This is a genomic window from Streptomyces scopuliridis, from assembly GCF_042790125.1.
Lineage (GTDB): Bacteria > Actinomycetota > Actinomycetes > Streptomycetales > Streptomycetaceae > Streptomyces > Streptomyces scopuliridis_A.
Window position 1 is genome coordinate 121,409 of the sequence record NZ_JBHTZS010000008.1, and the last position, 21,239, is coordinate 142,647.

Below are 21,239 nucleotides of genomic sequence, written 5' to 3' on the forward strand. Positions count from 1 at the left end.
CGTTCTCACCGCCCTCACCGCTCTCACCGTGAATCTCCGCCTGACCGCCCCCCGGAAGCGCGTCGAACCTCTGGACAGGACACCACGAATCGGTGGTTCTCGCTCCTCGCTCCTCGCCCCTCGCGGCTCGGGTCCGCTACGGCCGCTACGGCTCCAGGACGACCTTCCCCATCGTTCCCCGGGTCTCCAGCGCGCGATGGGCCCAGGCCGCGTTCGCCAGCGGGAAGCGCTGTACGGCGGGGCGCAGCCGGCCCGCGGCGGCCTCGGCGAGTGAGCGCTCTTCGAGCGCGCGGACATGGCCGCCCGCCTTGGCGATCATCACCGGCCCGAGGACGGACTCGGAGGTGATGCCGCGCTCCGCCAGTTCCTCGTCGGTGAAGGTCAGCGGTTCTCCGTCGTGCGGCCCCTGGCCCGACCAGCCGAAGACGATGTGTGTGCCGCCCTTGCCGAGGAGGCCGACGGCGGCGAGCCCGGTCGCCCCGCCGACGGAGTCGAAGACGACGGTCGCGCGCCGGCCGCCCCACTGGTCGCGCAGCTGGTCGCGGACCTGACCCGGCCAGTCCGGGAGGGTGTAGTCGACGGCGAGGTCGGCGCCGTTCGCGGCGACCCGCGCGACCTTGGCCGCGCCGCCCGCAAGACCGACGACGGTCGCGCCGGCGTTCTTCGCGTACTGGACGAGGAGCGTGCCGATGCCGCCCGCCGCCGCGGGTACGAGGACGATGTCGTCGGGGCCGAGGTCCGTGAACTGGAGGATGCCCATGGTCGTACGGCCCGTGCCGATCATGGCGACGGCCTCGGCCTCGTCGAGCCCGGCCGGGATCTCGTGGAGCCGTGCCGTGTCGGTGACGGCCAGCTCCGCGTAACCGCCGGGGACCGTGCCGAGATGGGCGACGACGCGCTTGCCGAGCCAGCCCGCGTCCACGCCCGCGCCGAGCGATTCGACCGTACCGGCCACCTCGCGGCCGGGGATGGTGGGCAGTTCGACGGGGGCGGGGTACGGGCCTCGCATCCCCTCGCGCAGGGCGGTGTCGAGGAGATGGACCCCGGCCGCGGCGACGGCGATCCGGACCTGGCCGGGGGCGGGTACGGGGTCCTCGGTCCGCTCGTAGAGGAGATTCTCGGCGGGGCCGAAGGCATGGAGGCGGATGGCGTGCATGGCGGGCTCCCGGGGGTTGTCCGGCGTACGGGGTTGTCCGGTGTACGGCTTTCCGGTGTACGGGAACAGCCAATGACCTCAACCATGCTTGAGGTCAAGTGAGGTCGGTGCTCCGCCCCTTGGAGGCCGTCCTGGGAGCCGCGAACTGCTGGACGGCCAGCGCCGCCGCGCCGATCCCGCTGTTGAACGACACCTCCGAGAGCACCCCGGGCGCGGCGACCTGGTCACCCGCGAGGAAGACGCCCTGGCCCCGGTCGATCCGGGGCCGGTCCCGCCAGGTGGTGCCCGGCGGGTCGACGGCTCCGGTACGGCCGGTCGCGAGCGACTCGCGCCGCCAGGCGGTACGCGCGCGCCAGCCCGGGAACCCCAGGTCGAGCAGGTTCTCGGCGCGGGCGATGCCGTCGGCCCTGGACTCGCCGGGGCCCACCGGGAAGTGGCCCTGGAGCAGTTGCTCACCGTCCGGGGCGAGGGCCGGGTCCTGCGCGGTGAACCGTTCGAGCCAGCCGGGCGCGTCGAGGTCCGAGACGATGAACGGGTCGCCCTTGCGCGTACGCAGCGCCAGATCGAGCAGCGCGGTACGGCCGCCGGTCCAGCGCAGACTGTCGTCCTTGAGGAGGCGGCGGGCCGCTTCCAGGGAGGTCGCGACGATCACGGGGGCGTGCTCGGGGAGGCTGTCGATCCGTACAGCCGTCTCGATCCGTACGCCCAGACTCCGGGCGTGCGCGGCCATCCGGCCGGTCAACCGCCCCCAGCCGCCGACCGGGTAGCGGGCCTCGGGCGGCAGGGCGGTGGCGCGCCGCAGCCGCTCCTGGACGAAGGCGGCGGAGAGCGCGCCGGGGTCGTGGTGGAAGAGGGCGACGGCGGCGTAGTGGGCGGCGGCGCGCGCGGTGTCCGCGCCCGCTCGTTCCGTGGCCCAGGTCATGAAGTCGGTGTCCACCGGGGCGGTTTCGGCCGTGCGGCGGGCGAGGGCGAACACTCCGAGGGGCGGGGTCCTGCGCAGGGCGCCGGCCCGGTGGAAGCGGAAGCGGTGGCTCTCGCGCAGGGGCGGGGTCGCCATCGGACCGAGCAGTCCGCGCCGGCGCAGCCAGGCCCAGTGCGGCCCGCGGCGGTAGAGGGCGTGCGGCCCGTCGTTGGCCGCGTACGGGCCCTCGGTGGTGCGGGCCCGGCCGCCGAGGGTGCGGTGGGCCTCGTACAGGGTGACGGCGGCGCCCGCCTCGGCGGCGCTGATGGCGGCGGTGAGGCCGGCGAGACCGCCACCGATGACGGTGATGCGACGGCTGGGATCCATGGTCTCTCTCTTTCTTTCCTTCGCTCGCTCTGTCTCTCTCTGTCACCGGTGTGACGGGAACTGGACAGCCGGATGTGACATCGGCGCGTTGTCAGTGGCGTACGTCACCATGGGGGCATGGCACGGAAGACAACGAAGAGCGGCGCGGGCGGGGTCCCGGCGGCGCGGCGGGCAGAGGTGCGGCTGCCGCCGCTGAGCCCGTACCGCGGCGGGCTCGATCCGGACGGCGATTACGACGGGCTGGAGTTCAAGGACCTCGACCTGTCGGGGCAGGAGGGGCCGGGCTCGCGGTTCATCGACTGCGCGCTGCGGGACTGCGGACTGGACGAGACGGCGCTGGGGCGGGCGCGGTTCATCGACTCCGTACTGAGCGGTGTCCGGGGGGTGGGCACGGATCTGTCCGGGGCGTCGCTGCGCGATGTGGAGGTGGTGGACGCGCGGCTGGGCGGGACGCAGCTGCATGGCGCCGTGCTGGAGCGGGTGCTGATCCGGGGCGGGAAGATCGACTATCTGAACTTCCGGAAGGCCCGGCTCAAGGACGTGGTGTTCGAGGGCGTCGTCCTGTCCGAACCGGACTTCGGGGGAGCGGAGTTGGTACGGGTCGAGTTCCGGGACTGCGTGCTCAGGCGGGCCGATCTGAGCGGTGCGCGGATGAAGGATGTCGATCTGCGGACGGTCGCGGAGCTGGATATCGCGCGGGGGCTGGACCGGCTGGCGGGGGCGGTCATCAGCTCGGCGCAACTGCTCCAGCTGGCACCGGCGTTCGCGGCGCAGATCGGGGTGCGGGTGGAGGACTGACGCGGTCCGTCCTTCGGAGGCCCGTCCTTCGAAGGCCCCGACCTGGGGGGATGGGGTCGGGGCCTTCGTGGTGCTCCAGAGGCACGGCCTTGTGTGGGGGGAGGAAACGGTTGTCCGCTTCCCCGGCAGTGCCCCGGCAGAACCTCGTCTGCCCGTTTCCGGGGGATGTACGCCTGCCGATCCGGAATTCGATGGGTGGGGTCTGTGACCGTGTTGTGGGGGCCCTGAGGTGCTGGGTCGGTCAGCTGCGGGGGAAGCGGGACTGGAGGTCCCAGATGATGGGGTTGTCGGCCAGCCCCTCGTGCATATCGGCGAGATCCGCGATCAGATCGTGCAGGAAGTCGCGCGCCTCACGGCGCAGCAGACGGTGGCTGAAGGTGAGCGGCGGCTCGTCGCCGGGCATCCAGTCGGCCTCCACATCGACCCAGCCGAACCGCCGCTGGAAGAGCATGCGGTCGGCGGATTCGGTGAAGTCCAGCTCGGCGTACTGCGGCTTGGCCGCGCGGCTGCCGCGCGGGTCGCGGTCGAGCTGCTCCACGATGTCGCACAGCGCCCAGGCGAAGTCGAGCACCGGTACCCATCCCCAGGCTGTGGACACCTCGCGGTCCGTGTGGGTATCGGCGAGATAGACGTCCCCGCAGAACAGGTCGTGCCGCAGCGCCCGGACGTCCGCGAGGCGGTAGTCGGTCTGCGGGGGATCGGGAAAGCGCCGGGAGAGGGAGTAGCCGATGTCGAGCACGGGCCCGATGGTGTCACGGCCGTCCCGGCGGACTCGCGGGGTGGTCGATCAGGCGTTCCCGGTCACACGGGCCTGCTGTGCGGACCGGACCGGGCGGTCGCGATGCAGGACCGGGCGGACGTGAAGCTGAACCGGCGGTCGCGATGCCGGACCGGGCGGTCGCGATGCCGGACCGGGCGCGGCGGTCGACCCGGCACCGGCGTCGAACCGGCGAGCCGCCGTCGCCCGGCCTACGATCACCGGGTGTACCCGCGCCCGGCACTCCGCCCCACCTCCGCCCTTGTCCTCGCCCTCGTTCTCGGCGGCTGTGTGCCGGGCGGCGGCGTGCAGGGCAGGCCGGGCGCCGCGAGCCTGCGCGATCCGTACTTCCCGCGGATCGGCAATGGCGGGTACGACGTGCAGCACTACGGCCTGACCCTCGACTACGCACCCGACACCGGCCGGCTCAAGGGCACCGCCGAGATCACCGCCCGTGCCACCCAGGACCTCAGCGCCTTCAACCTCGATCTCGACGGGCTGAGGGTGGACTCCGTGACCGTCGAGGGCGAGAAGGCCGCCTTCCACCACGCCGGTACGGAGCTGACGCTGCGACCGGGCGACGACCTCCGCCGGGGCGCCACCTTCCGTACGGTCGTCCGCTACTCCGGCGTACCCCGGCGCATCACCGACCCCGACACCTCGCAGGAGGGCTGGCTCCGGACCGGGGAGCGCGCGGTCGGGCTGGGGGAGCCGACCGGCTCGATGGCGTGGTACCCGGGCAACCACCATCCGAGCGACAAGGCGTCGTACGACATCCGGATCACCGTGCCCGAGGGGCAGAAGGCCGTCTCCAACGGTGAACTCCGCGCGGAGCGCACGGCGGACGGGCGCACGACCTCCGACTGGCACTCGGCGGAGCCGATGGCGAGCTATGTCGCCATGGTCGCCATCGGCCCGTACAAGACGTATGAGACCGAGGGGACGAAGGGGACGGTGCCGATCTATACGGCGGTCGATCCGACGGCTGCCAAGAGCGGCGCGCGGCTCCTCAAGGCACTCCCCGGGATCGTGAAGTGGCAGGAGAAGACCTTCGGGCCGTACCCCTTCTCCTCCACGGGTGTCGTCATCGGGCGGCCGGGGGACTCCGGGTACGCCCTGGAGACGCAGAACAGGCCCTTCCTCCCGGGCCCGACCAGCGTCGCGACGCTGGTCCACGAGATGGCCCACCAGTGGTTCGGCAACTCCGTGACCCCCAAGTCCTGGCGGGACATGTGGCTGAGCGAGGGCTTCGCCGAGTACACGGAGTGGCTCTGGACGGAACACACCGAGCGCGTACCGGTCCGCCAGAGCTTCCTCGACGCGTACGACGCCGACGCGAACTGGGCCTTCCCGCCGGCGCGCCCGCCCTCGGCGGTGAACATCTCCAACCCGCCGGTGTACGGACGCGGCGCCATGGTGCTCCAGCGCGTACGGGAGACCGTGGGCGACGCCACCTTCTTCCGCATCGTGCGCGGCTGGCTCCGTACGCACCGTCACGGCAACGCCGACACCCACGACTTCACGACGTACGTGGAGAGGGAGTCGGGCCGCGACCTGGGAGAGCTGTGGGACACGTGGCTGTACGGGGAGGAGAAGCCCTGGCTGGAGTAGCGGCGGGGGCGGGTGTGGCTCGGACCGCTCAGGGGCGGAACACACAGGGGCGGACCACACAGGGATGGACCGCACAGGGTCGGACCGCACAGACCGGTGGGCCCCGGCCGGAGCCGGGGCCCACTCGTGAACCGCGCCGTCACCGGCGCGCCGCTTCGTGTCAGAGGTTGACGCCGAAGTCCGTGGCGATGCCGACGAGGCCCGAGGCGTAGCCCTGGCCGACCGCGCGGAACTTCCACTCCGCGCCGTTGCGGTACAGCTCGCCGAAGACCATCGCGGTCTCGGTGGCGGCGTCCTCGCTCAGGTCGTAGCGGGCGATCTCGCTGCCGCCGGCCTGGTTGACGATGCGGATGTACGCGTTCCGCACCTGGCCGAAGTTCTGGCTGCGCGACTCGGCGTCGTAGATGGAGACCGGGAAGACGATCTTGTCGACGTCGGCCGGCAGACCCGCCAGGTTGACGTTGATCGCCTCGTCGTCGCCCTCGCCCTCGCCCGTGCGGTTGTCACCCGTGTGGACGATCGTCTGGTCCGGCGTCGACTTGTTGTTGAAGAAGACGAAGTGGCCGTCGGAGACGACCTTTCCGCCCCCGTTCACCGCGATCGCCGAGGCGTCGAGGTCGAAGTCGGTGCCGGTGGTGGTACGGACGTCCCAGCCGAGGCCGACCGTGACGGCGGTCAGGCCCGGTGCCTCCTTGGTGAGCGAGACGTTGCCGCCCTTGGACAGGCTTACAGCCATGGGGATGTCCCTTTCGTTGTCGTGTGCGGGCTCCGAGTGGTCCCGAAGCTACCGTCACCCGGCATAACGCAGGCAGAGGTCCGGGAGGTTCCGCACCTCTTTACTTTCTTTACCCGAACAGGTCCGCGCCCCGGGAACGCCACGGGAACGCCGGGGAAAAGAGGGTGACGGAAGCGGGCGGGACACGGGACCATAGGGGTATGTCCGGACCCGCTCATGTCATCCGCGGTTCGGTCTCCCTGCCGGAGGCCGAACTGATGTGGCGTTTCTCAAGGTCCTCCGGGCCCGGCGGACAGCACGTCAACACCAGCGACTCGAAGGCGGAGCTGCGCTTCGACCTCGCGAAGACGGAGGCGCTGCCGCCGGTGTGGAAGGAGCGCGCGCTGGAGCGGCTCGCGGACCGGCTGGTGGACGGCGTGATCACCGTACGCGCGTCGGAGCACCGCTCGCAGTGGCGCAACCGCGAGACCGCGGCCGTACGGCTCGCCTCCCTGCTGGCGGAGGCGACGGCCCCGCCGCCGCGCCCGCGCCGTAAGACGAAGATCCCGCGCGGGATCAACGAGCGCCGGCTGCGCGAGAAGAAGCAGCGCGCCGAGACGAAGCGTGGCCGCACCGGCCGAGGCTGGACCTAGGGGACAGGGCAGGACCTAGCGCGACTGCTCCGCGCGGTGGCGGTAGAGGTCCCGTATCAGGGCGATCTCGGCGCCGTGGTGCAGCAGTTCCTGGTTGACCCACCACACGATGTCGACGAACGGTTCCTCCGCATCGCCGCCGTACGGATACCTGCTCCGTCCCACCGTGTCGAGCGCCGTCTCGTCCGTCGCGAGCAGCGTCTCCCGCCACGCCGCGGCCCCCGCGTCGAAGGCCGCCATCGCCCCCGCGGCGTCCGCGCTCACCGGGTAGTCGTCCCGGGTCAGGCTGTGGCCGCCGGTCGTGTGGTCGGCGCGGAGGGCCAGCAGTTCGCTGAGGTGGCTCAGCCGCCACGCGATGGTGGTGAACGGCGGCGGCGAAGGGTGCGGGGCGGGCGCGGCGTCGCGCCCCCAGTCGCCCGCGCCGGTCAGCAGCGTCGCCCCGGGCCCCGGCCCGTCCGTACGGCGGCGGACCGACCAGCATCCGGCCACCGGCTCCCAGAGATACTCCTCGTCGGTCATCGGAACGACGTCGACGTCCGTGCCGTTGCCGCTGTTCATGACCGGGCCCGCCATACGGTCGGCGAGCCGCGTGCGCGCGAAATCGAACTGGTCGAGCAGCGGGATGAGCCGTGGTGGAGTTGTCATCCGCCGATATTACGAACCCAGCTGCCGGTAGCGCCCCTTGAAATACATCAGCGGCCCGCCCTCCGCGCTCGGCAGCTCCGCCGTCAGCACCCTGCCGATCACCAGCGTGTGGTCGCCCGCCTCGATCCGCTGTTCCGTGCGGCACTCCAGTACCGCCAGCGATCCCCCGATCAGCAGCGCGCCGCTCACCTCGCCCCGGCGGTACGGGATGTCCTCGAACAGCAGCCGGTCGCTGATCCGGCCCTTCATCGCGAACCGGCCCGCGACATGCCGCTGGCTCTCGGAGAGCAACGAGGCCGCCCACAGCGGCTGTTCGGCGAGCAGGTCGTCCATGCGGGAGCCGTTGCGCACGCTGACCAGTACCAGCGGAGGGTCCAGCGAGACCGACATGAAGGCGGTCGCCGTCATCCCGGCGTCCTCGCCGCGCGGTCCGGTGGCGCTCAAGGGGGGTTCGTGCGCCGTCACCAGCACCACACCCGCGGCCAGCCGGGCGAGGGCGGCGCGGAACTCTTCGTTGCTCACCCCCTCAGGATGGGGGATGGCGTCGGTATGGGCGGCAGGGGTCGTCTGGGGCACGGGGACGACGCTAACCCCGGCCGCCGCCGCCCACATCGGGCCAGGGGACCAGCCCGGTCCTAGGACCAGGAGCGGTGGGGGCCGGTACGGGGCCGGTACGGGTCCGCCGTGGCCCCCGCCCCGACCCGCCTCCCGTTGTCGGAATTTGCGTTCAAGAAAGTTGGGGAGCGCTCTCACCAGGCCGTCCATCTCTTCAACAGGTCATGTGACTTGACTCACAGAGCCCGGTATTTGTTGACCCTGTGTACCGAGCGCGCAGCTCCCTGTGATTCAGTGGCGATGCCAGTGCAGGACGAGAGCCGATGAGAATCCTGGAGTTGCTGTCGAGGTCTCGGGGAGAGCGAGCAATGGAGACCGAGTCGGAGCCGTATGTCCGTCTTGCGACCCTGCGGCAGTTGCATGAGGCCGTCGCCGGACTCAACACCGCCCGCAGCCTGGCGGACACCTTGCAGACCGTGGCCGACGGAGTCGTCTCCGGGCTCGGGTACCAACTGGCCTGCGTCAATATCGTCCAGGCCGACGGTGACCTCGTCGTCGCCGCCTTCGCCGGAAGCCCCGCCGCGGAAGCCCTGATCACCGGCCGGGTCGGCTCCAGGGCCTCCTGGGAGCGGCGGCTGCTGATGGGCGAGAGCTGGGGCGAGCTGCGCTTCATACCGCACACCGAGGGCTGGGTGCTGCTGGAGGACGACGTTCCGCAGTGGTACACCGAGGGCCCCGATCCCCGCTTCGAGGACGAGTGGCACCCCCAGGACCGGCTCTACGCGCCGATGTACGCGTCCGGCGGCGGGAGCGAGCTGCTCGGCGTCATCTCCGTCGACCGGCCGCGCGGTGGGCGCCGGCCGGGGCCCTGGGGGCAGGAAGCGCTCCAGATGTACGCGTCCCAGGCCGCCATTGCGATCAGTAACGCTCGCCTCCGAGCAAACATGCAGCGCGCGCTGGTCCGGCTCGAACGGGAACAGCAGGCGCTGCGGGCCAGTGAGGAATCCTTCCGCCAGGCGTTCGAGTACGCGCCCAGCGGGATGGCCATCGCCGAGATGGGCGGTGACCAGCACGGCCGGCTGCTGCGGACCAATGACGCGCTCTGCCGGCTGCTGGGCCGCCCGGCGTCCGCGATGCGCCGGCACTCGTTCTCCGATCTGGTCCACCCCGAGGACATCGGGACCCTGCTGCGTACCTCCGCCGAGGGCGGCCGTGCCGAACTGCGGCTGCTGCGGCGCGACGGCACGTACGTCTGGGTCTCGCTGCGCAACTCCGTGGTCGCCGACACCGCCGACGGTCCGCGCTTCCTGCTCACCCACGTCGAGGACATCGAGGAGCGCAAGAGCCGCGAACTCCAGCTCGCGCACCGCGCCTCGCACGACTCCCTCACCGGCCTGCCGAACAGCGCCGAGCTGCGCTCCCGCCTCAGCGCCCGGCTCTGTTCGCGGCCCCACGCGATGCGGGAGACCGCGGTCGAGGCGCTGGACGCGGCGTACGGAGGGTACGAGGGCACCGTCCTGTACGAGCCCGGCTACGACGCGTACGACGGCTATGACGGCTATGACCAGTACGAGGAGCGGGGCGGCCGGCAGGGCGGCGGACACTCCGCCGTCCCCGCGCCCGGCGGGGTGCCCCTCGACCACCATGTGCACATGGTCGCGCCCGGCGACGACCCCGAGGCCGACGACGGCACGAAGGGCCTCGCGGTCCTCTTCTGCGACCTCGACGGCTTCAAGTCCATCAACGACCGGTTCGGCCACAACACCGGCGACGCGGTCCTGATCGAGGTCGCGCGCCGGCTGACCACCGGCGTACGGGACGGGGACACCGTCGCGCGCCTCGGAGGTGACGAATTCGTCGTTCTCGCGGACGGACTGGGCTCGGCGGACGCCGCCGATCTCGCCGTACGGCTGCGGAACGCGATCATTCCGCCGATCAGGGTCGACGGCCGGGCGGTCCGGGTCGGGGCGAGTTTCGGCATCAGCTGGGCGAGCTGCGGGATGTCGGTCGAGGAAGTGCTGCAATCCGCTGACCAGCGGATGTATATCGAGAAGCGGTCGCGGAGCAAGGTTCACCGGCGTGCGGGGTAGGCGTTATGCGACGGGTCCGCCGGACGCGTCGGGAAGAGTCCCGGACAGGCCGGGAAGGGTCCCGCGACCATTCGGGACAGGGCTGGGACATGTCCGCGATCCGTTGTTCACCCACGGGCCGCAGACTGGCTGCCACCCGTCAAGGCCCGTCCGTGGCCTTGCTCATTCGAGGTAGGCTCGGCCGGTCGGCGACGCTGGCGAGATGGTGAGGAGTGACCAGGGATGACGGCCGGGAACAACGGCGCGAGCACGCCCGAGGACGACGACCCGTTCGGCTATCTGTACGAGGACGGACAGGCGGCGGGCGCCAATCAGCGACGCCAAGGCGGCTACGGCTACCCCGGTCCGGCCGCGCAGCCCGGCGTGCCCAGGACGTCGTACAACCAGGTCAGGACGGTCGGCGAGCGCCAGTACGGCCAGCAGCAGGCGGCCCCGCAGCAGCAGGCGCCGTACGGTCAGCAGCCGCAGTACGGCCAGGCTCCCTACGGCCAGCAGCAGGCGCCCTACGGCCAGGCTCCGTACGCCCAGCAGCAGAACCCGCACTACGCGGCCCCCGAGACCCACCCCGGCGGTGCCACCACCCGCCAGGTGCCGGCCCAGCGGGGCGGCGGACGCGGCAGCGGCCCCAACACCAAGGGCCTGCTGATCGGCGCGATCGCCGTCGTCGCGGTGGTCGTGATCGGTATCACGGCCGCGCTGCTCACCAACGGCGACGACAAGGACAGCAACGCCGACGTGCCCCCGACCGGCGGCACCAGCCCCTCGGCCGGCCAGCCGTCGGAGCAGCCCACCGACGGGGCGGGCGACAAGGGCGACACCTCGCCCGACGGGATCGGCCTGCCCAAGCAGGACGCGGCGACCCTCAAGCTGGGCCCGCCCGCCGTCCTCGCGACGGACATCGACGGCGCCCAGGGCACCAACGGCTCGTATGTGACCGGCTTCAACGCCGTCGGCGCCTCGGTGACCTGGACCGCCGACATCGAGAAGGCCGGCTCCTACGCGCTGTCCGTGCGCTACGCGATACCCGCCAAGGACGCCAACGCGACCCTGACCGTCAACGGCAAGCCGAACAACTCCCCGCTCGGGCTGAAGAACTTCATCAACTCCAACGACCCCGACTGGTCGAAGAACTGGCAGACCACCTGGGCGCCGGTGGAGCTCAAGAAGGGCAAGAACACCCTCAAGATCTCCTGCGAGCAGGGCAATCAGTGCGACGCCATCCTCGACTGGCTGGAGGTCACACCCCCCAAGGGGTAGCCCCGGTCAGTCGGCCGCCGAGCCGACCACCCGCAGGAAATCCGCCACCGTCCCGGCCATCGCCTCGCGAGCCGGGACGAGGTATTTCCGGGGGTCCACCGTCGTCGGGTGCGCCGCGAGGTAGTCGCGTACGGCGCCGGTGAAGGCCGTGTTGAGCGCCGTTCCCACATTGATCTTGACCATGCCGGAGGCGACCGCCCGGCGGATCTCCTCGTCCGGGACGCCGGACGAGCCGTGCAGGACCAGGGGGACCGGGACGGCGTCGCGCAGCGCGGCGATCAGGGTGTGGTTGAGGGTGGCGGTGCGGAGGGTCATCGCGTGGGACGAGCCGACCGCCACGGCCAGCGCGTCCACGCCGGTCTCGGCGACATAGCCGACCGCCTCGGCCGGATCCGTACGTACCCCGGGGGCGTGCGCGTCGAGGGACGGTTCGCCGTCCTTGCCGCCCACCGCGCCCAGCTCCGCCTCGATCCAGATGCCGTGGTCATGGCCGAAGCGCACGGCCTCGGCGGTGGCCGCGAGGTTCTGCGCGTAGGGCAGTTTCGACGCGTCGAACATCACCGAGCTGAAGCCGGCCCCGGGCGCGGCCCGCAGCAGTGCGACCGATTCGACATGGTCGAGATGGAGGGAGAGCGGCGCGGAAGAGGCGCGGGCGACGGCCGCCGCGGCGGCGGTGACGGCGACGGGGTCGCCGCCGTGGAACGTCACCGCGTTCTCCGATATCTGGAGGATCGCGGGCGCCCCGGCCCGCTCGGCACCGGTGGCGATCGCCTCCGCGTGCTCCAGGGTGATGACGTTGAAGGCGGCGATCCCGTGGTTCCCGGCGCGGGCGGCCGTGACGAGTTCACCTGTGCTGACGAGTGGCATGCGTGCCTCAGTCCTTCCGGTGTGCGATTCGGTCCTGGTCGCGGCGCTACGGACCGGGCTGTTCCGTCACTGCCACCCGTGGCAGCAGTTCCTCGTACGCCTCCGCGTCGAACTCGCCGGCCGCCGGGGCCAGGACCGTCGCCGTGGCCAGGGCGACCGCGCGGGCGAGCCGGGCCGGCCAGGGCAGGCGCTCCACGAGGCCCGAGAGCAGCCCGGCCACCGCCGAGTCGCCCGCCCCCGTCGGATTGCCCTTCACGGGCGCGGGCGGGGTCGCCTGCCAGACGCCGTCCGGGGTGGCCGCGAGGATGCCGTCGGGTCCGAGCGAGGCGATGACGGCGTGCGCGCCGCGACGGCGGGCGTCGCTCGCGGCGCGCAGCGGCTCGCGGGAGCCGGTGAGCCGGGCGAGTTCGTCGGCGTTCGGCTTGACCAGATCGGGGCGGGCGGCGACGCCGCGGCGCAGCGGTTCGCCGCTGGTGTCGAGGAGGGCCGGTACGCCCGCGGCGCGGGCCCGGCGGATCAGTTCGGCGTACGCGCCGACATGGATGCCGGGCGGCAGGCTGCCGCACAGGGCCACGGCGTCGGCGCCGGTGAGCAGCCGCTCGTACGCGCTGAGGAAGGTGGACCACTCGGCGGACGAGACGGTCGGGCCCGGCTCGTTGAGCTGGGTGGTGTCGCCGCTCGTCTCGTCGACGACGGCGAGGGTGCGGCGGGTGGCCCCGGAGATCGGTACGAGCGCGTCCACCGGCCGGCTCCTGGAGCCCCCGGGGGCGCTGCTGCCGAGCAGCTCGCGCAGCACATCGCCCGTCCGGCCGCCCGCGAACCCGGTCACCACCGTCTCGTGGCCCAGCGCCGACAGCACCCGCGCGACGTTCAGGCCCTTGCCGCCCGGACGCTCGGCGACATCGCTGACGCGGTGCGTGGTGTGCGGGACGAGCTCGGGGGTGCGGTACGTGATGTCCAGCGCGGCGTTGAGCGTGACCGTCACGATCATCCGTCGCACCCCCGGGAAACGCGCTTGTCGGGCCGATCGTTCGCTCGGCCGATTACCGGAGCGATCATGCCAAACAGAAGGCGGTAGGCCCAGACCCCGGGCCGACCGCCTTCGTATGGCTTCTCAGGGTTTGAGACTGAACCGGCTGACTTATTGCGGAATCAGCCGACTTGAGGTTCAATCACCCATTCGCCCTTGTGCAGGACGCCCTTGACCGAGAACTCCTCGTCCAGGACCACCAGGTCCGCGTCCTTGCCCGGCTCCAGCGAGCCGACCGTGTCGTACACGCCCAGCAGCCGCGCCGGGTTGGCGGAGATCGCCCGCACGATGTCCTCCACCGGCAGCCGGTCCACCGTCGCGGCCCGCTTGAACGCGGTGTCCTGGGTCAGCGTGGAGCCGGCGATCGAGCCGCCCTCCACCAGCCGCGCGACGCCCTCCTTGACCTCGACCGCGAGCGGGCCGAGCTGGTAGCGCCCGTCGCCGAACCCGGCCGCGTCCATCGCGTCCGTGACGAAGGCGACCCGGTCCGCGCCCGCGCGGTGGAACGCCAGCTCCAGGGCCGCGGGGTGCAAATGCGTACCGTCGTTGATCAGTTCGACCGTGACCCGCTCGTCCTCCAGCAGCGCGGCGATCGGTCCAGGGGCGCGGTGTCCGAGCGGCGGCATCGCGTTGAAGAGATGCGTCGCGACGGTCGCGCCCGCGTCGATGGCCTCCACGGTCTGCTCGTACGTCGCGTCCGTGTGGCCGACGGCGGCGATCACGCCGTGCTCCGCGAGCAGCCGTACGGACTCGATGCCGCCGGGCAGTTCGGTGGCGAGCGTGACCATCCTGGCCGTGCCGCGCGCCGCGTCGAGCAGCTTGCGCACCTCGGCCGGGTCGGGGTCGCGCAGCAGCGCCTCGCTGTGGGCGCCCTTGCGGCAGGGGGAGATGAACGGGCCCTCGAAGTGGATCCCGGCCAGCTCGCCCTGCTCGACCAGCTCGGAGAGGAAGCCGGCGCGGTGGGCGAGGAAGTCCATCTCGCCGGTGACGGTCGAGGCGACGAGGGTGGTGGTGCCGTGCTCGCGGTGCGTACGGATGCCCTTGAGTACGTCGTCCACCGAGCCGGAGGTGAACGAGGCGCCGCCGCCGCCGTGATTGTGCATGTCCACGAAGCCCGGGACGATCCAGTGGCCGGAGAGATCCAGCGAGACGGCGTCGTCATGGGCGGCGCCCGCGATCCGGCCGTCCTCGATGATCACCCGCCCGCCGTCCACGGTTCCGGTGGGCAGCACCACCCGGGCGCCGGTGAGAACGGTGCTTCCGGCGCGTGGGGTGCGTGCGGCGTGCGCGGCGCGTGGGGCGCTAGCGGCCATCAGGCGGATACCTCCGTGGCGAGTGGTTCGTCGGCGGGCGGATCGGTGGACGGGTCGGTGGCGGGCCGCGCGGCGGCGAGCAGGTCCCAGGCGAGCAGCCCCGCGCCCAGACACCCGGCGGTGTCGCCGAGGGCCGCCGGGACGATCCCGGGCAGTTTCTGGAACGTCACCCGCTCCGCCACCGCGGCCCGCAGGGGTGTGAACAAGGTTTCCCCGGCCTCGGCGAGTCCGCCACCGATGATCAGCGTCCGGGGGTCGAGCAGGGTGAGCGCGGTGACCAGCCCGGCGGCGAGCGCGTCGACCGCGTCGCGCCAGACCCGTACGGCCGCGGGGTCGCCGGACTCCACGGCCTTCGCGCAGTCGGCGGCGTCCGCGTCCGGATCGCCGCTGGCCGCCGCCCAGGCACGGGACACGGCCGAGGCGGACGCGAGGGTCTCCAGACAGCCGCGCTGCCCGCAGCCGCACTCGGGTCCGTCGGGGCGGACCACGACATGGCCGATCTCGCCCGCGTAACCGTGGGCGCCGGCCTCTATGCCGCCCGCGATGCCGATGGCCCCGGCGATCCCGGTGCCCAGCGGCACGAACAGGAAGCGGTCGGCGCCACGGCCCGCGCCGAGCCGCCCCTCGGCGAGACCGCCGGTGCGTACGTCGTGCCCGAGCGCGACGGGTACGCCGCCGAGCCGGGCGCCGAGCAGATCGCGCAGCGGTACGTCGCGCCAGCCGAGGTTGGCGGCGTACCGCGCGATACCGCGCTCGGCGTCGACGATCCCGGGCACGGCGACCCCGGCGGCGACGGCGCTCTCGCCGAAGTGCTCGATGCCGTGCGCGCGCAGGTCCGCCGCGAAGCCGAGGATGGTCTCCACGACGGCCTCGGGCCCGCGCTCTCTGCCGGTCGCCCGCCGTGCCGCGTACAGCAGCGCGCCGTCCGCCCCCACCAGGGCGGCTTTCATACCGGTGCCGCCCACATCCAGGGCGATGACATGTCTCACGGGAACAGTCTCGCGCGTGGACCCTTAAAAGGTCTAGTCCACTGTCCAGGATTGTTGAGCCTCCATACAAACGCGCGACCTGTTGGCTCATGGTCCAGGCGTTGCCTAAGTGAAACCAATCCCAGGTGGACCCCAAACCTCCGGATGAGGGAAAATCATTTGCTTCTATAACAGTGCGTCATGGGGGACCGACCGGGGCCTTACGCGCAATCAAAGATCAAGGGCGGGAACACGGCTGTGCGACAGCGCTATCTGGGGATGACCGCGGCGATAGCCGCATGGAGCATGGCAATGGCGCTGGCCGGCTGCGGCAGTTCGGGAGGGTCCGGGGACATCACCCTCAAGCTCGTCGCCGCGGATTACGGCACCAACTCGGAGAACAGCTCCGAGAAGTACTGGTCCGCGCTCGCCACGGCGTTCGAGTCCGAGAACCCCGGCATCAAGGTCGATGTCGACGTCCGCCCCTGGAAGACCGTCGACAGCGATGTCGCCACGATGGTCAAGGAGAACCGCGCCCCCGACATCGCGCAGGTCGGCTCGTACGCCAACTACGCGAAGCAGAACGAGCTCTACGCCGCCGACGAAGTGCTCTCCGTCCCCACGCAGTCGAACTTCCTCTCCCAGCTCGCCGACGCCGGCAAGGTCAACCGCATCCAGTACGGACTGCCGTTCGTCGCCTCCACCCGGCTCCTCTTCTACAACAAGAAGCTCTTCGACCAGGCCGGTCTCGACGCCCCGAAGGACTGGGACGACATCCAGTCCGACGCCGAGGCGCTCAAGGCGACGGGCGTGACGACACCGTTCGCCCTGCCGCTGGGTTCCGAGGAGGCGCAGGGCGAGACCATGATGTGGCTGCTGAGCGGCGGGGGCGGCTTCACGGACACCGCCGACGGCTCGTACAACATCGACTCGCAGCAGAACATCAAGACGTTCCAGTGGCTCCAGAAGGACCTCGTCGGCAAGGGGCTGACCGGCCCGGTCGCCCCCGGGAAGCTCGACCGCGCCATGGCCTTCAAGGCGTTCACCAGCGGCCAGGTCGGCATGCTCAACGGGCATCCGTCCCTGATGGAGGAGGCCGCCAAGCAGGGCGTCAAGGTCGGGATGGTGCCGCTGCCCGGCGTCAACGGCAAGGCCAAGGCGTCCATGGGCGTGGCCGACTGGATGATGGCCTTCAAGCAGAACGGCAACCGCACCGCGATCGGCAAGTTCCTGGACTTCGCGTACCACGACAAGAACGTGATGTCCTTCGCCGGTCAGTACCACCTGCTGCCGGTCACCTACAGCGGGAACGAGGCGATGGCGGCGGACCCGCACTACGCCGATCTGCGCAAGTTCCTGGCGGCGCTGCCCACCTCCGAGCTGATCCCGTACAACAAGAACTCGTGGGCGAGCGTGAGCGAGAGCTTCAAGAAGAACATCGGCAAGGCGGTCGAGCCGGGCGCCAGCCCGTCGAACGTCCTCGGCGGGATCGCCAGGGACGCGGCGGCGGCCGAGGCCGCCGAGTAGCGTGTGGTCATATGACCGCGTCTGAGCCCGCTGCCGAGCCTGCCGGGCCTGCCGAGCCCCCCGGTTCCGCCGAGCCCGCCGGGCTGTCCGAGCGGGACCGCGCCGTGCTCGCCATGGAGCGGCGCGGCTGGCCGGGGCCCGGCGCCAAGGAGCGCGCGATCCGGGAAGGGCTCGGCCTGTCGCCGACCCGCTACTACCAGCTGCTGGGCGCGCTGCTGGACGATCCGCTGGCGGTGGAGCACGACCCGGTGACGGTGAACAGGTTGCGGCGGATCAGGGACGAGAAACGCCGCCGCCGATAAGGTCGGGGCATGGGCAGCAACCCGTACCCCCTGCCGAAACCGGCCACCTCCGCCGGCGCCGACGGTCTGGCCGCGCTCCTCGCGCGGCCCGGCAAGGCCGTCGTCGCGCTCGACTTCGACGGCACCCTCGCCGAGATCGTCCCCGACCCCGAACAGGCCCGCGCGCATCCGCGCGCCGTCCCCGCCCTGGTCGCGCTCGCGCCGCATGTCGCGTCGGTCGCGGTCGTCACCGGCCGCCCGGCCGGGGTCGCCGTGCGGTACGGCGGCTTCGCCGGAGTGCCGGGGCTGGAGCATCTCGTGGTCCTCGGCCACTACGGCGCCGAGCGCTGGGACGCCGTCTCCGGCACCGTCCGCACCCCCGCCCCGCACGAGGGCGTCGCGGCGGCCCGTGCCGAACTCCCCGGATTGCTCGAACAGTTCGGCGCCTGGCGCGGCACCTGGATCGAGGAGAAGGGCCAGGCGGTCGCGGTCCACACCCGCCGCGCCTCCGACCCGCAGGCCGCCTTCGACGCCCTGCGCGACCCGCTGACCGAGCTGGCGGCCCGCCACGGCCTGATCGTCGAACCGGGCCGCATGGTCCTGGAGCTGCGCCCGCCCGGCGTGGACAAGGGCGTGGCGCTGCTGGAGTACGTCCGCGAGGTCGGCGCCGAGACGGTGCTGTACGCGGGCGACGACCTGGGCGACCGCCCGGCCTACGCGGCGGTCGAGAAGCTGCGCTCCGAGGGCCACCCGGGGCTGCTGGTCTGCAGCGGCGACGAAGTACCCGAACTGGCCGAGCGCGCCGACCTGCTGCTGCCGGGACCGGCGGCGCTGGCCGACTTCCTGGCGGCGCTGGCGGAGGAGATGGCCTGACGGCGGATGCCTGACCGCCGATGGCCGAGGGCCGCCGCCCGGCGGCGGGCGCGTCAGGCGCGCAGCGCCGTCAGCTGGTCCAGGAACCACTGCTGCGGCGGCAGCGCCGTCGCCGCCGCGGCCAGCCGCTTGGCCCGTTCCGCGCGCTCGTCGGCCGGCATGGACAGCGCCTCGTGGAGGGCCGCCGCCGTGGCGCTGATGTCGTACGGGTTCACCACCAGCGCGTCCTCGCCCAGTTCCTCGTACGCCCCCGCCTCCCGCGACAGCACCAGCGCGCAGCCGCGCTCCGAGACGAGCGGGATCTCCTTCGCGACCAGGTTCATGCCGTCGCGGATCGGGTTGACCAGCGCCACGTCCGCCAGCCGGTAGGCGCCCAGTGAGCGGGCGAAGTCGTCCCGCACGTGCAGGACGACCGGGGTCCAGCCGGCCGTGCCGAACTCGGCGTTGATCTCATCGGCCACCCGCTGGACCTCCGCCGTGTAGTCGCGGTAGACCGCCAGGTCCTGCCGGGACGGGTAGGCGAAGGCGAGATGGACGACGCGTTCGCGCCATTCGGGGCGGTCGGTCAGCAGCAGCCGGTAGGCGAGCAGCCCGCGCACGATGTTCTTCGACAGTTCCGTACGGTCCACCCGGACGATGGTCTTCCGCTCCTCGCCCGTGCTCGTACGGCCGATCTGCCCGCGCAGGGTCACGATCCGCTCGTCCACGTCCGGGCGGTGCGCGCGCTCGCGCAGGAAGTCGCCGTCCGTGCCGAGGCCGTGCACGCCGATCCGGGTCTTTCCCGTGCCGCCCGTCGCGCCCAGCAGCTCCGTACAGCACGCGGTGAACGCGTCGGCCCACCGGTGCGTCAGAAAGGCCGCGCGGTCCGCGCCGAGGATGCCGCGCAGCAGCTGGCGCGCGATGTCGTCGGGCAGCAGCCGGAAGTAGTCGACCGGCGCCCAGGGGGTGTGCGAGAAGTGCCCGATCCTCAGGTCGGGGCGCAGGGCGCGCAGTATCCCGGGCACCAGCGCCAGGTGGTAGTCCTGCACCAGCACGGCCGCGCCGTCCGCCGCCTCGTCGGCCAGCGCCTCCGCGAAGGCGCGGTTGTACGTCTCGTACGACGCCCACCGCGCGCGGAACTCCGGGCCGAAGGAGGGCTCCAACGGGGTCTGGTAGAGCAGATGGTGGACGAACCAGAGCGCGGAGTTGGCGACGCCGTTGTACGCGTCCGCGTACACCTCGGGTGCGATGCCCAGCATCCGGACGCGCTGGCCGCCCGTGTCGGCGGGGTCGAGCCGGCCGCCCGTACGCCGTACCGCCTCGCGGTCGCCGTCCCCGAGCGCCGCGCACACCCACACCGCGTCCGCGTCGGGCCCGATGGCCGACAGACCGGACACCAGCCCGCCGCCGCCCCGCTTGGCCTCCAGTGCGCCGTTGTCGCGCAGCGTGTACGAGACGGGGCCGCGGTTGGACGCGACGAGGACCTGGGCCTGGGAGGGCGGCTCGGTAACCATGTGCCGAAACCTAGCCCGTCACGGAAACGCTCAAACGTACGGACGCGGCCATGTCGTCGGCTGTGCCGCCGTCACCGGGCGGGCACGGCCGTCAGTCCCGCCGGCCGCGCAGGGCCGCCAGCGCGACCACCCCGGCGCCGCTCAGCGCGAGTACCACCCCGCCCAGCAGCCACAGCCGCTCGGCGGCGCTTCCGGCCACGGCCAGCTGCGTGTGGACGGCACCCAGAGGCTCGGTCAGTGCTCCGGCCATCACCTGATTCATGCCCATAACCGGGCAATCTAGGTAGTGCGCCTGATCGCGTTCCGTTACGCCGCGCGTCCGGCCGTGTACTCCGCGATCTCCCGCACCGGCGGCCGTTCCTCCGTGTCCACCGCGTGCGTACGCGGCACGAAGCCGTTCTCGCCGCGCTCGAACTGCGTCAGCTCCGGCCGTACCAGATGTGCCCGCGACAGCCGCAGCTGCGCCGTACGGTAGATCGCCGCGGCCATCCGCCCCAGCGCCCGTTCGTCCTGGTGGCGGTGGATCCGTACCCCGACGTCGACCTGTCCCAGCGCGTCGAGACCCGCCAAGTGCAGCGCGTCCACGAGCAGCCCCAGCTCCACGCCGTACCCGACGGGGAACGGCAGCCGCTCCAGCAGCGAGCGCCGCGCCGCGTACTCGCCGCCCAGCGGCTGGACGAAACCGGCCAGCCGGGGCCAGTGCAGATTGAGCAGCGGCCTGGCCACCAGCTCGGTCACGCGCCCGCCCTGGCCGCCGTGGCCGCCCTGGCCGCTCTGACCGCCGTGCCCGCTCTGGCCGGGACCCCGTTCCGTCGCGGGCCGGTGCAGCGGACGGTCGTACATCGCCTTCACGAACTGCATGTCCTGGTCGGTGAGCAGCGGCCCCACGATCCCCGACACGAAATCGGCCGAAAAGCGCCGCAGATCGGCGTCCACGAAGCACACGATGTCGCCGTTCGTCACCAGCAGGGAGCGCCACAGCACCTCACCCTTGCCGGGCAGCGCCGGGAGCCGCGGCAGGATCGCGTCCCGGTGCTCCACCCGCGCGCCCGCCGCCGCGGCGACCGCCGCCGTACGGTCGGTGGAACCGGAATCGACCACCACCAGCTCATCGACCAGCCGCACCCGCTCCATCAGTTCGCGCCGGATCACGGACACGATCTCGCCGACCGTCTCCTCCTCGTTCAGGGCCGGAAGGACCACGCTCACCGTCGTGCCGCGCGCGGCCTTCGCCACCATCAGCCGGTCGAGCGGGCGGTCGGCCACGGACCAGGAACGCCTGGTCAGCCAGTGCTCCACCTCTTCCAGCACGGTCGGAACTCCCTGTACGTCTGCCATGAACGTGATCCATCTCGCGGTGCG

At 72.0% G+C, this 21,239-nt stretch carries 21 protein-coding genes; 8 read left to right on the plus strand and 13 right to left on the minus strand.

The window, feature by feature from the left end:
- Positions 1-145 precede the first annotated feature (145 nt).
- Positions 146-1,156, minus strand: coding sequence for a zinc-binding dehydrogenase (locus tag ACFRKB_RS15135; protein WP_383106196.1), 1,011 nt, complete (start codon positions 1,154-1,156; stop codon positions 146-148).
- A 94-nt stretch (positions 1,157-1,250) separates the two neighbouring features.
- Positions 1,251-2,444: an NAD(P)-binding protein gene (locus tag ACFRKB_RS15140; RefSeq protein ID WP_383106198.1), complete on the minus strand. Its 1,194-nt coding sequence runs from the start codon at positions 2,442-2,444 to the stop codon at positions 1,251-1,253.
- Between the two features lie 117 nt (positions 2,445-2,561).
- Between ACFRKB_RS15140 and ACFRKB_RS15145 the strand changes: the two genes are divergently transcribed.
- Positions 2,562-3,242 carry a pentapeptide repeat-containing protein gene (locus ACFRKB_RS15145; protein WP_383106199.1) on the plus strand — a complete coding sequence of 227 codons (681 nt, stop codon included), beginning with the start codon at positions 2,562-2,564 and terminating at the stop codon, positions 3,240-3,242.
- A 241-nt stretch (positions 3,243-3,483) separates the two neighbouring features.
- On the opposite strand, the gene ACFRKB_RS15150 is transcribed toward ACFRKB_RS15145, so the two are convergent.
- The gene (locus ACFRKB_RS15150) at positions 3,484-3,981 is read right to left on the minus strand and encodes a hypothetical protein (protein ID WP_365977696.1); all 498 of its coding nucleotides are present in this window, start codon (positions 3,979-3,981) and stop codon (positions 3,484-3,486) included.
- 243 nt (positions 3,982-4,224) lie between these two features.
- Here ACFRKB_RS15150 and ACFRKB_RS15155 point away from each other — a divergent pair, with 243 nt between their 5' ends.
- A complete protein-coding gene (locus tag ACFRKB_RS15155) occupies positions 4,225-5,610 on the plus strand; it encodes a M1 family metallopeptidase (RefSeq protein WP_383106202.1) in 1,386 nt (461 codons plus the stop codon).
- Positions 5,611-5,770: 160 nt separating this feature from the next.
- Here the strand turns inward: ACFRKB_RS15155 and ACFRKB_RS15160 are convergent, their stop codons facing one another.
- On the minus strand, positions 5,771-6,346 hold the full coding sequence (locus tag ACFRKB_RS15160; protein WP_383106203.1) for a TerD family protein: 576 nt from the start codon (positions 6,344-6,346) through the stop codon (positions 5,771-5,773).
- 200 nt (positions 6,347-6,546) lie between these two features.
- On the opposite strand from ACFRKB_RS15160, the gene arfB reads away from it, so the two are divergent.
- Positions 6,547-6,978, plus strand: coding sequence for an alternative ribosome rescue aminoacyl-tRNA hydrolase ArfB (gene arfB, locus ACFRKB_RS15165; RefSeq protein WP_129767119.1), 432 nt, complete (start codon positions 6,547-6,549; stop codon positions 6,976-6,978).
- Positions 6,979-6,993: 15 nt separating this feature from the next.
- Here the strand turns inward: arfB and ACFRKB_RS15170 are convergent, their stop codons facing one another.
- Both ACFRKB_RS15170 and ACFRKB_RS15175 read right to left on the minus strand, forming a co-directional pair.
- The gene (locus ACFRKB_RS15170; RefSeq protein ID WP_383106205.1) at positions 6,994-7,623 is read right to left on the minus strand and encodes a DinB family protein; all 630 of its coding nucleotides are present in this window, start codon (positions 7,621-7,623) and stop codon (positions 6,994-6,996) included.
- A 9-nt stretch (positions 7,624-7,632) separates the two neighbouring features.
- Positions 7,633-8,145 carry a flavin reductase family protein gene (locus tag ACFRKB_RS15175; protein WP_376583399.1) on the minus strand — a complete coding sequence of 171 codons (513 nt, stop codon included), beginning with the start codon at positions 8,143-8,145 and terminating at the stop codon, positions 7,633-7,635.
- Positions 8,146-8,546: 401 nt separating this feature from the next.
- Between ACFRKB_RS15175 and cdgB the strand changes: the two genes are divergently transcribed.
- Both cdgB and ACFRKB_RS15185 read left to right on the plus strand, forming a co-directional pair.
- Positions 8,547-10,268 (plus strand): diguanylate cyclase CdgB, encoded by a 1,722-nt coding sequence (cdgB, locus tag ACFRKB_RS15180; protein ID WP_383106207.1) that lies wholly within the window; start codon positions 8,547-8,549, stop codon positions 10,266-10,268.
- A gap of 222 nt (positions 10,269-10,490) precedes the next feature.
- Positions 10,491-11,525, plus strand: a complete 1,035-nt coding sequence (locus tag ACFRKB_RS15185; protein ID WP_383106209.1) for a CBM35 domain-containing protein — start codon at positions 10,491-10,493, stop codon at positions 11,523-11,525.
- Positions 11,526-11,531: 6 nt separating this feature from the next.
- On the opposite strand, the gene ACFRKB_RS15190 is transcribed toward ACFRKB_RS15185, so the two are convergent.
- From ACFRKB_RS15190 to ACFRKB_RS15205, 4 genes are all read right to left on the minus strand, one after another.
- Entirely contained in the window at positions 11,532-12,392 is an 861-nt protein-coding gene (locus tag ACFRKB_RS15190; protein ID WP_383106211.1) for a class II fructose-bisphosphate aldolase, read from the minus strand.
- Positions 12,393-12,438: 46 nt separating this feature from the next.
- Positions 12,439-13,383: a 1-phosphofructokinase family hexose kinase gene (locus tag ACFRKB_RS15195; protein ID WP_383106213.1), complete on the minus strand. Its 945-nt coding sequence runs from the start codon at positions 13,381-13,383 to the stop codon at positions 12,439-12,441.
- A gap of 161 nt (positions 13,384-13,544) precedes the next feature.
- Complete coding sequence (gene nagA, locus ACFRKB_RS15200; protein ID WP_383106215.1) at positions 13,545-14,735, minus strand: N-acetylglucosamine-6-phosphate deacetylase; 1,191 nt, start codon at positions 14,733-14,735, stop codon at positions 13,545-13,547.
- On the minus strand, positions 14,735-15,685 hold the full coding sequence (locus tag ACFRKB_RS15205; protein WP_383106387.1) for an ROK family protein: 951 nt from the start codon (positions 15,683-15,685) through the stop codon (positions 14,735-14,737). The genes nagA and ACFRKB_RS15205 overlap by 1 nt, the downstream gene beginning before the upstream one ends.
- 276 nt (positions 15,686-15,961) lie before the next feature.
- On the opposite strand from ACFRKB_RS15205, the gene ACFRKB_RS15210 reads away from it, so the two are divergent.
- Genes ACFRKB_RS15210 through otsB form a run of 3 tightly spaced genes read left to right on the plus strand, consistent with a single transcriptional unit; the run spans position 15,962 to position 18,384 of the window.
- Positions 15,962-17,230, plus strand: coding sequence for an extracellular solute-binding protein (locus ACFRKB_RS15210; protein WP_463291735.1), 1,269 nt, complete (start codon positions 15,962-15,964; stop codon positions 17,228-17,230).
- 11 nt (positions 17,231-17,241) lie between these two features.
- Positions 17,242-17,532, plus strand: a complete 291-nt coding sequence (locus ACFRKB_RS15215) for a DUF3263 domain-containing protein (protein ID WP_383106216.1) — start codon at positions 17,242-17,244, stop codon at positions 17,530-17,532.
- 9 nt (positions 17,533-17,541) lie between these two features.
- Positions 17,542-18,384 (plus strand): trehalose-phosphatase, encoded by an 843-nt coding sequence (gene otsB / locus ACFRKB_RS15220; protein ID WP_383106218.1) that lies wholly within the window; start codon positions 17,542-17,544, stop codon positions 18,382-18,384.
- A gap of 53 nt (positions 18,385-18,437) precedes the next feature.
- Here otsB and ACFRKB_RS15225 read toward each other — a convergent pair whose 3' ends face one another.
- From ACFRKB_RS15225 to ACFRKB_RS15235, 3 genes are all read right to left on the minus strand, one after another.
- Positions 18,438-19,877, minus strand: a complete 1,440-nt coding sequence (locus ACFRKB_RS15225; RefSeq protein ID WP_383106220.1) for an alpha,alpha-trehalose-phosphate synthase (UDP-forming) — start codon at positions 19,875-19,877, stop codon at positions 18,438-18,440.
- Positions 19,878-19,968: 91 nt separating this feature from the next.
- Positions 19,969-20,145 (minus strand): hypothetical protein, encoded by a 177-nt coding sequence (locus ACFRKB_RS15230; RefSeq protein ID WP_383106221.1) that lies wholly within the window; start codon positions 20,143-20,145, stop codon positions 19,969-19,971.
- Between the two features lie 38 nt (positions 20,146-20,183).
- Positions 20,184-21,188 (minus strand): glucosyl-3-phosphoglycerate synthase, encoded by a 1,005-nt coding sequence (locus ACFRKB_RS15235; protein ID WP_383106390.1) that lies wholly within the window; start codon positions 21,186-21,188, stop codon positions 20,184-20,186.
- Between the last annotated feature and the right edge of the window lie 51 nt (positions 21,189-21,239).